13 protein-coding genes are annotated in these 12,685 nt (G+C 61.5%); 8 read left to right on the plus strand and 5 right to left on the minus strand.

What is annotated here, in order from left to right:
• Window positions 1–15: 15 nt before the first annotated feature.
• Window positions 16–837 (plus strand): HDOD domain-containing protein, encoded by an 822-nt coding sequence (locus tag MJP36_RS22945; protein WP_090366225.1) that lies wholly within the window; start codon window positions 16–18, stop codon window positions 835–837.
• Here the strand turns inward: MJP36_RS22945 and MJP36_RS22950 are convergent, their stop codons facing one another.
• Together MJP36_RS22950 and MJP36_RS22955 are read right to left on the minus strand one after the other, a co-directional pair.
• On the minus strand, window positions 838–2,223 hold the full coding sequence (locus tag MJP36_RS22950; RefSeq protein WP_244384059.1) for a sensor histidine kinase: 1,386 nt from the start codon (window positions 2,221–2,223) through the stop codon (window positions 838–840).
• Window positions 2,216–2,887 (minus strand): response regulator, encoded by a 672-nt coding sequence (locus MJP36_RS22955; RefSeq protein WP_104995785.1) that lies wholly within the window; start codon window positions 2,885–2,887, stop codon window positions 2,216–2,218. Before MJP36_RS22955 ends, MJP36_RS22950 begins: the two co-directional genes overlap by 8 nt.
• 234 nt (window positions 2,888–3,121) lie before the next feature.
• Between MJP36_RS22955 and MJP36_RS22960 the strand changes: the two genes are divergently transcribed.
• The 6 genes from MJP36_RS22960 (at window position 3,122) to MJP36_RS22985 (ending at window position 9,612) form a co-directional block, all read left to right on the plus strand.
• The gene (locus MJP36_RS22960) at window positions 3,122–4,411 is read left to right on the plus strand and encodes an OprD family porin (RefSeq protein ID WP_244384060.1); all 1,290 of its coding nucleotides are present in this window, start codon (window positions 3,122–3,124) and stop codon (window positions 4,409–4,411) included.
• 36 nt (window positions 4,412–4,447) lie between these two features.
• Window positions 4,448–5,428 (plus strand): Bug family tripartite tricarboxylate transporter substrate binding protein, encoded by a 981-nt coding sequence (locus tag MJP36_RS22965; RefSeq protein ID WP_104995783.1) that lies wholly within the window; start codon window positions 4,448–4,450, stop codon window positions 5,426–5,428.
• Between the two features lie 146 nt (window positions 5,429–5,574).
• Complete coding sequence (locus MJP36_RS22970; protein WP_060753721.1) at window positions 5,575–6,033, plus strand: tripartite tricarboxylate transporter TctB family protein; 459 nt, start codon at window positions 5,575–5,577, stop codon at window positions 6,031–6,033.
• Window position 6,034: 1 nt separating this feature from the next.
• Entirely contained in the window at window positions 6,035–7,549 is a 1,515-nt protein-coding gene (locus MJP36_RS22975; RefSeq protein WP_205344824.1) for a tripartite tricarboxylate transporter permease, read from the plus strand.
• Window positions 7,542–8,570 carry an AbrB family transcriptional regulator gene (locus MJP36_RS22980; RefSeq protein WP_244384061.1) on the plus strand — a complete coding sequence of 343 codons (1,029 nt, stop codon included), beginning with the start codon at window positions 7,542–7,544 and terminating at the stop codon, window positions 8,568–8,570. The genes MJP36_RS22975 and MJP36_RS22980 overlap by 8 nt, the downstream gene beginning before the upstream one ends.
• A 103-nt stretch (window positions 8,571–8,673) precedes the next feature.
• Complete coding sequence (locus MJP36_RS22985; RefSeq protein ID WP_244384062.1) at window positions 8,674–9,612, plus strand: YncE family protein; 939 nt, start codon at window positions 8,674–8,676, stop codon at window positions 9,610–9,612.
• 18 nt (window positions 9,613–9,630) lie between these two features.
• On the opposite strand, the gene ung is transcribed toward MJP36_RS22985, so the two are convergent.
• On the minus strand, window positions 9,631–10,323 hold the full coding sequence (gene ung / locus MJP36_RS22990) for a uracil-DNA glycosylase (RefSeq protein WP_060753725.1): 693 nt from the start codon (window positions 10,321–10,323) through the stop codon (window positions 9,631–9,633).
• Between the two features lie 135 nt (window positions 10,324–10,458).
• Here ung and MJP36_RS22995 point away from each other — a divergent pair, with 135 nt between their 5' ends.
• Window positions 10,459–11,571 carry an enoyl-CoA hydratase/isomerase family protein gene (locus tag MJP36_RS22995; protein WP_244384063.1) on the plus strand — a complete coding sequence of 371 codons (1,113 nt, stop codon included), beginning with the start codon at window positions 10,459–10,461 and terminating at the stop codon, window positions 11,569–11,571.
• A 10-nt stretch (window positions 11,572–11,581) separates the two neighbouring features.
• Here the strand turns inward: MJP36_RS22995 and MJP36_RS23000 are convergent, their stop codons facing one another.
• Both MJP36_RS23000 and MJP36_RS23005 read right to left on the minus strand, forming a co-directional pair.
• Window positions 11,582–12,022, minus strand: coding sequence for a DUF3757 domain-containing protein (locus MJP36_RS23000; protein WP_060753727.1), 441 nt, complete (start codon window positions 12,020–12,022; stop codon window positions 11,582–11,584).
• A gap of 145 nt (window positions 12,023–12,167) precedes the next feature.
• On the minus strand, window positions 12,168–12,521 hold the full coding sequence (locus tag MJP36_RS23005; protein WP_090366242.1) for a hypothetical protein: 354 nt from the start codon (window positions 12,519–12,521) through the stop codon (window positions 12,168–12,170).
• Between the last annotated feature and the right edge of the window lie 164 nt (window positions 12,522–12,685).

Consider the following 12,685-nt stretch of genomic DNA (forward strand, 5'->3'; position numbering starts at 1 on the left):
CCCTAGAGAGCATGAATGAACAAGCTGGCGGAAAAAGTTCAACAGGCTTTGGTGAAGGCCATCGACAACGATGACCTGGTTCTGCCGACATTACCGGAAGTGGCCCTGAAGATTCGCCAAGCCGCGGAAGACCCGGATATCAGCATCAGCCACTTGAGCAAGGTGATCGGTCGCGATACCGCTTTGTCGGCGCGGCTGATCAAAGTGGTCAACAGCCCACTGTTGCGCGCAACCCAGGAAGTCACCGACCTGCATACCGCCATCACCCGGCTGGGCACCAACTACAGCAGCAATTTGGCCATCGGCCTGGTGATGGAGCAAATCTTCCATGCCCGCTCCGAAGTGGTCGAGTTGAAAATGCGTGAAGTCTGGCGGCGCAGCCTGGAAGTGGCAGGCGTCAGCTATGCCCTGTGCCGCCGCTTCAGCCAGTTGAAGCCGGACCAGGCAGCCCTTGGCGGGCTGGTCCACCAGATCGGCGTGCTACCGATCCTCACCTATGCCGAAGACCACTACGAACTGCTCTCGGACCCGGTCAGCCTGAATCACGTCATCGATAGCATTCACCCGGTGCTCGGGAACAAACTGCTGCGCGTCTGGGATTTCCCGGAGATGCTGGCCAACCTGCCGGTGCAATACCTGGACCTGGAGCGTGACTCGGCGAAGCTGGACTACATCGACCTGGTACAGATCGCCAACCTGTATTGCCACCGAGGCACCGGCCACCCGTTGGCGAACGTACCGGTATCGACATTGCCGTCCGCCAGGAAACTGCGCACAGATCTCTACAGCGATGCCCTTCTGACAGAGCTGGATGAAGCACGCTCGATGTTTTACTGATCACCCCGCGATAAAACTCACCCGCACTTTCAACCCCGCCGATTCACCGTCGTGCAAACTGATCTGCGCCAGATGCGCCCGGCAGATCTCCCCGACAATCGCCAACCCCAGTCCCGAACCCACGCCCTGCTGGCTACGGCGGTAGAAACGTTCGAAAACCCGGTCCCGCTCATCCAGCGGGATACCTGGCCCATCATCCTCGACCTCCAGCACGGCCGGGGCCATGACCCGCAGGATCACATTGCCGCCAGGCGGGGTGTGGGCGAGTGCGTTATCCACCAGGTTGCTCAGCAGTTCATTCAACAACGTCGGCTCGCCGCGCAGCCACACCGGTTCATCGGCTTCCAGGGCCAGGGCGACACCCCGCGCATGGGCCAGCGGCGCCATGGCCATGCCCAGTTCCCGCGCCAGTTGGCTGAGGTCGAGTAGCTGCGCACCACCCTCGGCAATCGCCCGGGCGCCGTTTTCGATGCGCGCCAGGGACAACAATTGATTGGCCAAGTGCGTCAGGCGGTCGGTGCCCTGGGCCGCCGTCTCCAGGGTGCTGCGCCAGGTGCTGGGGTCTTCGGCACGCAGGCCCAGTTCCAGCCGAGCCTTCAATGCGGCCAACGGGGTACGTAACTCGTGGGAGGCGTCGGCAATGAACTGCGCCTGGCGCTCGAACTGGCCGCGCAGACGTTCGGTGAAGTGGTTGATGGAACGCACCAGAGGGCCAAACTCATGCTGCACTTCCACCAACGGCAGCGGCCGCAAGTCGTCGGGCTGACGCTCCTCCACCGCCGTACGCAGGCGCTCCAGCGGGCGCAGCGCCGCGCTCACGGCAAACCACACCAACAGCAACGCGCCGATGGCCAGCATGCCCAAGCGCAGCAAGGTGTCGGCCATCAGGCTACGCGCCATGGCGACGCGCGCCTCCTGCGTCTCGGCGACGCGAATTTCCGCCATGCCGTTCATATTCGGTTCGGAGACCGCCTTGAGCAGGCTCACCACCCGCACGGACTGACCCTGATACTTGGCGTCATAGAAGCGCGCCAGGGCCGGGTAATCATCGGTACGCGGTGTGCCGGGCGGCGGGCCTGGCAGGTTTTCGTAGCCCGAGATCAGCTTCTGATCGATGTCATTGACCTGGTAATAAATGCGCCCGGCACTGTCATAGGCGAAGGTATCCAGCGCGACATAAGGCACATTGGCACTGAGGGTGCCATCGACCTGGGTCAACCCGGCGGCAATCGTCCGCGCCGAGGCCAGCAGCGTACGGTCATAGGCGGTATCGGCGGCTTCGCGTCCATTCCAGTAAGCGCTCAGGCCACTTGCGAGCATCAACACCACCAGCAGCAGCGCCAGGTTCCACAGCAGCCGCCAACGCAGGCTGCTGGGCTTATGCATCACGCGCTTCCAGCAAGTACCCCAGGCCGCGGAATGTCACGATGGCGATGGGCTGCCCATCAAGCTTCTTGCGCAGGCGATGCACGTAGATTTCGATCGCATCGGGGCTGGCCTCCTCATCCAGGCCGAACACCTGGGAAGCCAGTTGCTCCTTGCTCATCACACGACCCGGGCGCGCAATCAAAGCCTCCAGGACCGCTTGCTCGCGAGAGGTCAACGTCATCAATTCACCCCCCACCGTGAACCGTCGTGTATCCAGGTCGTAGACCAGCACACCGCAGGTCTGCTGGCGCTCGCCGCCGAGTACGCTGCGGCGCAACAGTGCCTTGACCCGCGCTTCCAGTTCCGTCAGTTCAAACGGCTTGGCGAGGTAGTCGTCGGCGCCCAGGTTCAGGCCATGCACGCGGTCCTTCACATCACTGCGCGCCGTCAGCATCAGCACCGGCAGGTTCTTGCCGCGTGCCCGCAAGCGTGCAAGCACCTCGAAACCATCCATGCGCGGCAGCCCGACATCGAGGACCACCACCGCATACTCCTCGCTGCCCAAGGCCAGATCCGCAGCCACCCCATCGTGCAGCACATCGACGGTCAAGCCCGTGCTCTTGAGCGCCTGGGCGACACTTTCGGCGAGCTGCAGATGGTCTTCAACCAAGAGGACACGCATGGATTTTCACCTCATTCGGGCATGGTCGACGCCACGCTTTGCGAGGCAGTTTACAGACGCCGCCTGGCCTGTGAAGCCCGAAAACATTGAAAGACAACTGAAAGGTTAGTGAAAGGTTCGCCCTTTAGCATCCCGTTACGGTGGTCTATGCCCACCCCGTTGCCTGAGCGCAACGCTCGAAAAACGCCTCGAAGCGTTTTCGCCAAAATAAGAACAATAACGGAGTACACCCCCATGCTGTCGACACAGCCCCAGGCTCGCCCGCCTGTCCGGTTTTCCCGCCTGACCCACACCGCCCTCGCCAGTGCCGCTGCGCTTGCCGGCTTTGCGCCGCTTAGCCAGGCCGCCTTCTTCGAAGACAGCAGCGCGACCCTGGAAACCCGCAACATGTACTTCAACCGCGACTTTCGTGACGGCACCAGCGCCCAGCAATCCAAGCGTGACGAATGGGCCCAGGGCTTCATGCTCAACCTGCAATCGGGCTACACCGACGGCACTGTCGGGTTTGGCGTGGATGCGCTGGGCATGCTCGGGGTCAAGCTCGACTCCAGCCCCGACCGCACCGGCACCGGCCTGCTGCCCACCGACGACGGTCGTGCGGTCGACGAGTACAGCAAACTCGGCCTGACCGGCAAAGTGAAGATCTCCGCCACCGAACTGAAAATCGGTGCACTGATCCCCGAACTGCCGATCCTCAAGCCCAACGACGGCCGCATCCTGCCGCAGACGTTCAACGGCGGCCTGCTCACCTCGAAAGAATTCAAGAACCTGGTATTCACCGGTGGCCGCCTGGACAAAGCCAAGGACCGCGATTCCACCGACTACGAAGACATCGCCCTCAACAACAAGAACAGCCGTTTCGTCGGCGGCGCCACCGGCAAGCACTTCAACTTCGGCGGCGTCGACTACAAGTTCGCCGACAAAATCACCGGCAGTTACCACTTCGCCCAGCTCGATGACGTCTACCGCCAGCACTTCCTCGGCCTGGTGGCCTCGCGCCCGATGGGCCCGGGCACCTTTGGCGCCGACCTGCGCCTGGCCATCAGCGATGACACCGGTGCGGCTCGCGGCGGCAACATCGACAACACCTCCCTCAACGGCCTCTTCAGCTATGCCCTCAATGGCCATAAGCTCAGCGCCGGTTACCAGCACATGTCCGGCGACAGCGCCTTTCCTTATGTGGATGGCAGCGACCCGTACCTGGTCAACTTCGTACAGATCAACGACTTTGCCGGCGCCGAAGAACGCTCCTGGCAAGCGCGCTATGACTACGACTTCGCCAAACTGGGGATTCCCGGCCTGAGCTTCATGAGCCGCTACATCTCGGGCGACCACATCAGGCTCAAGAACGGCGAGACCGGCAAAGAGTGGGAACGCAACAGCGAGATCCGCTACGTGGTGCAAAGCGGCACGTTCAAGGACGTCGCCGTGCGCCTGCGCAATGCCACGTACCGTTCCAACTATTCGGCCCGTGATGCGGATGAAGTACGCCTGTTGGTCAGTTACAGCCTGGCGCTTTGGTAGTCAAACAAGCTCATAACAACAAAGACGGAGAGACCCATGACCTTTTCACTGCGTAAATTGGCCCTTGCCGCCGGCTGCATGCTGTTCGCCGGCCAGCTGCTGGCCGACGAACCCAAGCGCCCGGAATGCATCGCCCCGGCCTCCCCCGGCGGTGGGTTTGACCTGACCTGCAAACTGGCGCAAAGCGCGCTGGTCAACGAAAAACTGCTGAGCAAGCCGATGCGCGTGACCTACATGCCCGGCGGCGTAGGCGCGGTGGCCTACAACGCGGTGGTAGCACAGCGCCCTGCAGATGCCGGCACGCTGGTCGCATGGTCCAGCGGTTCGCTGCTGAACCTCGCGCAAGGCAAGTTCGGTCGCTTCGATGAAAGCGCCGTGCGTTGGTTGGCGGCGGTCGGCACCAGCTACGGGGCTATCGCGGTGAAAGCCGATTCGCCCTACAAGAACCTCGACGATCTGGTCAAAGCCCTGAAGAAAGATCCGGGCAGCGTGGTCATCGGCTCCGGCGGCACCGTCGGCAGCCAGGACTGGATGCAAACTGCGCTCATCGCCAAGGCCGCCGGGATCAACCCGCGTGAGCTGCGCTATGTGGCGCTTGAAGGCGGCGGTGAAATCGCCACCGCCTTGCTCGGTGGCCACATTCAGGTGGGCAGTACCGACATTTCCGACTCCATGCCGCACATCCTGAGCGGCGACATGCGCCTGCTGGCGGTGTTCTCCGAGCAGCGCCTGGACGAGCCGGAAATGAAGAACATTCCCACCGCCAAAGAGCAAGGCTACGACATCGTCTGGCCCGTGGTACGTGGCTTCTACCTCGGGCCAAAAGTCAGCGATGCCGACTACGCCTGGTGGAAGGATGCGTTCGACAAACTGCTGGCTTCCGAGGAGTTCGCCAAGTTGCGTGACCAGCGCGAGTTGTTCCCGTTCGCCATGACCGGCCCGGAGCTGGACACCTACGTGAAGAAACAGGTGGCTGACTACAAAGTGCTGGCCAAAGAGTTCGGCCTGATCCAGTAATCGCCCCCAGCCATGTAATGCCGCTGTAGGAGCGAGCTTGCTCGCGAAGAACTCAAGGGCGCCCCGTGTATTCAGACGGCACGCGTCATCGTTGGCGTTTTTCGCGAGCAAGCTTGCTCCTACAAAAGTCGGCTTTGGAGTCTCCTATGCTCTTACAACGCATTTTCGCCTCGGTGATGCTGCTGGTCTGCGCGGGCCTCGCGCTGATGGCCTGGCCGTATCAGGCGTCGTTTTCCTACGAGCCGGTCGGGCCTCGCGCCTACCCGCTGTTGATGCTCGGGCTGATGAGCCTGGGCCTGCTCTACATGCTGTTTCGCCCACAGCCGACCAAGCACACGGAAGAAGAACCGGCGCTGGACCGTGAAACCCTGATCAAGATCGGCATCTGCGTGGTCTTGCTGCTGATCTTTGCCGGCACCTTCGAATCCCTGGGCTTCATCCTCAGCAGCATGTTGATCGGTATTCCGATGGCACGGCTGTATGGCGGCCGCTGGTTGCCCGGTGCGGTGATCATCACCTTGATGAGCGTCGGCCTTTATCTGCTGTTCGATAAGGCCATGGACGTACCGCTGCCCCTCGGCCTGCTCGACGTTCTGGAGAACTGATATGGATACTTTCGGCTATTTGGGCCAGGGCTTCGGCGTTGCACTGAGCCCCTACAACCTGGTGACCGCGCTGTGCGGCACCTTGATCGGCACCGTGGTCGGCCTGTTGCCGGGCCTGGGGCCCATCAACGGCGTGGCGCTGTTGATCCCCATCGCCTTCGCCCTGGGCCTGCCGCCGGAGTCGGCGTTGATCCTGCTGGCCGCCGTGTACCTGGGTTGCGAGTACGGCGGGCGTATCAGCTCGATCCTGCTGAACATCCCCGGCGAAGCCTCCACCGTGATGACCACCCTCGACGGTTACCCGATGGCCCGCAAAGGCCTGGCCGGTGTGGCGCTGTCGTTGTCCGCCTGGAGTTCGTTCATCGGTGCGTTCATCGCCACCTGCGGCATGGTGTTGTTCGCGCCGCTGCTGGCCAAATGGGCGATTGCCTTCGGCCCGGCGGAATATTTCGTCCTGATGGTGTTCGCGATTGTCTGCCTCGGCGGCATGGCCGGTGACAAGCCGTTGAAAACCTTTGTCGCCGCGCTGATCGGCCTGTTCCTCTCGGCGGTCGGCATCGACGCCAACAGCGGCGTGTACCGCTTTACCGGCGACAATATCCACCTCACCGACGGCATCCAGTTCGTGGTGCTGGTGCTGGGCCTGTTCTCCATCAGCGAGATCCTGTTGTTGCTGGAAAAAACCCACCGGGGCCAGGAAGCGGTCAAAGCCACCGGACGCATGCTGTTCAACCTGAAGGAAGCGGGCGCGGTATTTGTGGTGAATATCCGTTGCGGCTTGCTCGGTTTCATCATGGGCGTGCTGCCTGGCGCCGGGGCCACCCTGGCCTCAGCCGTTGCCTACATGACCGAAAAACGCATGGCCGGCGCCGGCGGCAAATTCGGCCAAGGTGACATGCGCGGCCTCGCGGCCCCGGAAACCGCGATCGGCGCGTCCGCCTGCGGCGCCCTGGTCCCGATGCTGACCCTGGGCGTTCCCGGTTCGGGCACCACGGCGGTGATGATCGGCGCCCTCTCTCTGTACAACATCACCCCTGGCCCGCTGCTGTTCCAACAGCAACCCGACATCGTCTGGGGCCTGATCGCGTCGTTGTTTATCGCCAATATCATGCTGGTGATCCTCAACATCCCGATGATCCGCATCTTCACGCGCATCCTCGCCGTACCGAACTGGGCGCTGGTGCCGGTGATCGCCATCATCACCGCGATCGGGGTGTACGCCGTGCACGCCACCACCTTCGACCTGTTCCTGATGATCGGCATCGGTATCTTCGGCTACATCCTGCGCAAGCTTGACTTCCCGCTGTCGCCGGTGCTGCTGGGCTTTATCCTCGGCGGCCTGATGGAGCAGAACCTGCGCCGTGCGCTGTCGATTTCCAACGGCGCGCTGGACATCCTCTGGTCGAGCCCGATCACCTTCGGTGTGTGGGTGTTGACGGTGCTGATGCTGGCCTTCCCGCTGGTGCGTATCTACCGCAAACGTGCCCTGCAGCGTCGTGCCGTGGCCGATGTCTGAGACCACCTTTAAACATTGGTGGGGAACACCGCTGGTCGGCCTGGCCGGCGGTTACCTGGCCAGCCTCGTCGGCTGGCCTTTGCCATATATGGTCGGCTCGTTGCTGGCGATCATCCTGGTGCGCTGCCTGACCCCCTGGCAATTGGCCGAGATCCCCGGCGGGCGCAAATGCGGCCAATGGGTGGTCGGCATCGGTATCGGCCTGCACTTCACCCCCGTGGTGATCGAACAGGTGATGAGCCACTTCGGGCTGATCTTCTTCGGTGCGCTGGTCACCAGCCTGTCGAGCGTGGTGGGTGTGTGGTTGATGCGCCGTAGCGGCGAAGACCGCGCCACCGCGTTTTTCTCGAGCATGCCGGGCGGCTCCGGCGAGATGGTCAACCTCGGTTCACGCAACGGTGCGGTGCTCAGCCGGGTCGCGGCGGGGCAAAGTTTGCGGGTGCTGGTGGTGGTGCTGTGTGTACCGGCGATCTTCAAGTACGTGCTGGAGGGTGGCACGCCACAGTTTCATCCGGCGCCGGTGAGTTGGCCTTGGCTGCTGGCGTTGTTTCCTATCGGCGCGCTGATGGCCTGGGGCTGGCAGCGTTTGCGTCAGCCCAACCCCTGGCTGTTCGGGCCGTTGCTGGTGAGCGCCACCGCCAGTGTTGTGTGGGACTTGCATATCGGCCTGCCCGATGGCGGCAGCCAGATCGGCCAATGGCTGATCGGCAGCGGCCTGGGCTGCCACTTCAACCGGCAGTTCTTCCGCCGCGCGCCCTCGTTCATCGGGCGCACCTTGATCGGCACGGCCTTGACCATGGCATTGGCGACCGTCGCCGCAGTGGGTTTGAGTGCATTGACCGGCCTTGACCTGCGCTCACTGACCTTGGGCATGATGCCCGGCGGCATCGCCGAAATGAGCCTCACCGCCGAGACCCTGCAACTGTCGGTGCCCCTGGTGACAGCGATGCAGGTGATGCGGTTGTTGTTTGTGTTGTTTCTGGCGGAGCCGTTGTTCAGGCGGTGGGATCGCCATCCCTGACCGACCACAGCCATTCGTCGGAACTGTCAATTCTCACAGCTAGCCATACTGATGTGCCGTCGTTTCAATCAACCCAACCACCTAATCCATCAAAGGAAAGGTTATGAAACGCACCGTGCACCTCACTCAGCAGCAAAACGACGACGTGGAGCCTGAAGGCATTGTCGACGTAATACACCTTACAGACACACCAAGCCGCCTATTGGTCAACCAGGACGGAACACGCCTATATGTTGCCAGCACTAACGGTGAGTCCGTAACGATCATCGATACTGCGAGCAATGCCATCATCCACACGGTTGAAGGTCACGGAGCTCCACTCTGGCTGGTCCTTCACCCGACACGCCCGTGGCTCTATATCAGCTATGCGAACCGCCCCGGCAATCCTGTCATCGTGGTGATCAGTATCACTACCTTTGATGTACTCGACACGTTGAGCGGCTTTATCTCCATCAACGGCATTGCAATTAACTCGAGTGGGTTGCGGCTTTATGCACCAGACAGAGCCGGCGAGCTGGATATCATTGAAATCAGCAATCCTCAGCAACGCATCAAACTGAGATTCGACGCTGCGCCCGACATCGTCACAATCGCACCTGGGAATGCACGAGCCCACTTGGCCAACGGGTTCGCGAGTTGGTTCACGGTCCATCTGGGGACCAATCGTTTGGTGAGTACGGTCAATACCCAAGTTCCCAGCCAGCCTTCCACTATCGCTCATGCTACTCACATCGCCCGCATCTACATCCTTTACCCGACCGCCAACCAGATTTACATAGGCGACACCACCACTAGCAGACACAGCCGAATCCTGAGCAACCTGCTGCAACCATGGGATATCACGTTCAATAGCATGCGTGGGCTGGCCTACGTCACGGAAACCCAAGGCCACCGGGTCAGTATCCTCAATACCACCAGCGAAAGCGTCATCGGCACCTTTGAGGGGTTCAACAGGCCCATGGGGATTTGCAGCACCAGTGATGGTCGTATGGCCTATGTCGCCAACAGCGGCGACAACACTATTGCTAGAGTAAGACTTTAAGTCTGGGCCGCTCCGGGTTCAGATTGGAGGCAACCGCCAATCAATCGGCGTCTCGCCATTCTGTTCAAGAAACTTGTTGGCACGGCTGAAGTGCCCACACCCCAGGAACCCGCGATACGCCGACAACGGCGAGGGATGCACCGAGGTCAGCACCAGGTGCTTGGTGGCATCGATCAGCTTCTGCTTGCTCTGGGCATGCGCGCCCCACAGCAGGAACACCAGGTGCGGTTGGTGCTGGCTGACCACTTCGATAATCCGGTCGGTAAAGAACTGCCAGCCCTTGCCCGCATGGGCGTTGGCATTGGCGCGCTCGACGGTCATGGTGGTGTTGAGCAGCAGCACGCCCTGGTCGGCCCAGCTTTGCAGGCAGCCGTGGTTGGGGATATCGATGTTCAGGTCGCGCTTGAGCTCTTTATAGATATTGACCAGCGACGGCGGCGTCGGCACGCCCGGTTGTACCGAGAAGCACAAGCCATGGGCCTGGCCGGGGCCGTGGTACGGGTCTTGGCCCAGGATCACCACCTTGACCTGGTCCAGCGGCGTGGAATTGAGCGCATTGAAAATCAGCGGGCCGGGCGGGTAGATCTCTTTGCCGGCCGCATGTTCCTGGCGCAGGAACTCGCGCAACTGGGCCATGTAGGGCTGTTCGAATTCGTCGCGCAGGGCGTGTTTCCAGCTGGGTTCGAGTTTGATACGGTCGCCGTCGGTCATCGTGCACGTGTCTTGTCAAAAGAATGAAGCGAACCCTAGGAAAGCCCACTCCGCTTGTCAATTGATCTGACACACCACCGGCACTTTCCTACCCAGCGATCATACTTATCTTTCAACCTATCGATTGAGGTCACGATGAACCTGCACTTCGAAGAGCTGACTGGCAGCGACGGTGCTCGCCTCGGCATCGCCAGCCTGGACGCGGAAAAATCCCTCAACGCCCTGTCCTTGCCCATGATCCTGGCCCTGAGCGAACGCCTGGAGGCGTGGGCCAAAGACCCGCATATCGTCTGCGTGCTGCTGCGCGGCAACGGCGCCAAAGCCTTTTGCGCCGGTGGCGAAGTACGCAGCCTGGCCCAAGCCTGTCGTGAACAGCCCGGCGCGGTGCCCGGCCTGGCCGCGCAGTTTTTTGCCGCCGAATATCGTCTCGATTATCGCCTGCACACCTATCCCAAGCCGCTGATCTGTTGGGGCCACGGTTACGTGCTCGGCGGCGGCATGGGGTTGCTGCAAAGCGCAGCGGTGCGCATCGTGACGCCCAGCAGCCGCCTGGGTATGCCCGAAATCAGCATCGGCCTGTATCCGGACGTGGGCGCCGGCTGGTTTCTCTCGCGCCTGCCCGGCAAGTTGGGTGTGTTCCTCGGCCTTACCGGCGCGCCGATCAACGCTCGAGATGCCCTGAATCTGGGCCTGGCCGACCGTTTCCTGCGCGATGACCAACAAGAGGCGCTGATCGAGGGCCTGCTGCGCCTGAACTGGCAGGAGCAGACCGCGAAACAGCTCAACAGCTTGCTCAAGGCCCTGAGCCAGGAAGCGCTTGGCCAGCAGCCCGAGGCACAATGGCTACCGCGTCGTGCGCAGATCGACGAGTGGCTGGACGTGGGTGACGTACGTTGTGCCTGGCGCGCCTTGAGCCAGCTGCGCGAGCACACCGACCCGCTGTTGAGCCGCGCCGGCAAAACCCTCAGCGACGGTTGCCCGCTGACCGCGCATCTGCTGTGGGAGCATCTGCGGCGCGCCCGTCATCTGTCGCTGGCCCAGGTGTTTCAGGTGGAGTACACCTTGAGCCTCAATTGCTGCCGTCACCCCGAGTTTGCCGAAGGCGTACGCGCACGTTTGATCGACAAGGACCAGGCGCCCCACTGGCACTGGCCGGATATCGACACGATCCCGGACGCGGTAGTCCAGGCGCATTTCAACAAAGCCTGGGAAGGTCGCCACCCGCTGGCGGATTTGTCCGACTACTGACAGCTCATGCCTACCGACCGTTGACCCTGAACGCGCAGTTGTCGGGCTGGCTGTCGCGGCACAGAAAAACCTGTTGTTCGAAAGGAGCTTCGCCAGGCTCCCAATGCGAAGTACTGGTCAACGACATGTTGGTGACAAGGTCTCCCAGGGCCGGTCTCATGGCAACCAGGTTACCGCTGCCGCTGCGGTAGAGACATTTGTCCATGTAGCCGTCTTCCCGCTCTTGCCCGCTGCCCGGCATGAAGATTGCGCCGATAAACAGGTCGATAAAGTCACGGCTGTCGACCTTCGGGCTCTGCCACAGCAGTTGCTTGTCCACGGTTCTGAAATGCCCGTCGATGTACCGGATCGCGGAGGGATAGGGGCAGCCTTGCTCAGCCTGCACTTGGGCGATAGCGCTGAGCATCAAGATGCACAGGGCCACCTGCTGTTTGAATAGAGGGAGGTTCATTCGACGAGTCGCTCCACTGGACAAGCACAACGGCTTTCGTGCAGTGAAATATAGTTTGGCCCCAAAATATAGCTGTTAATTCTGACAGTACTTATAAACGCCAGGTATAAAAAAACGGCGCCTCATGCGCCGTTTCTTCCGCTCGTCAGCGATGCCCGCCGCGCCCGCCTCCATGATCGGAGCCGCGCCCGTGACCGCCGCCGTTACCCCAACGGCTGCCCCAGTCCTGATTTTGATAGGGTCGGTAGCCGGGCCGTGGGTAATAGCGCGGTGACGGCTGATAATACCGGGGGGCCGAGTAGTACCGCGGCGCTGAGTAATAGCGCGGTGCCGGCGCGTAGTAGCCGCGCCCGTAATAGGCAGGGCCGCCGTAGTAATAGGCCGGCGCAGGCGCTGTGTAGACTTCGGAGCGGTAGTAGGTGCCGCCTCCCTCGTAGTAAGGCACGCAAGCTGACAAGGTCAGGCCGAGTAAAGCAGTGAGCAGCAGTCGTCGATACATGGCGGCCTCCTGGACCGCGAGAGAGCACCTCCAGCGACGCTGGAGCGCGGCATTCAGATTTCACTGAATGACGAAACATCTGACATCAAAAACAGAATCTGGTGCGTTTTCGCAACAACTTGATACATCCCTTCTGGCTTTATCGATTCAGTAAATTTATCTGG

This window comes from Pseudomonas palleroniana (genome assembly GCF_022836895.1).
Lineage (GTDB): Bacteria > Pseudomonadota > Gammaproteobacteria > Pseudomonadales > Pseudomonadaceae > Aquipseudomonas > Aquipseudomonas palleroniana.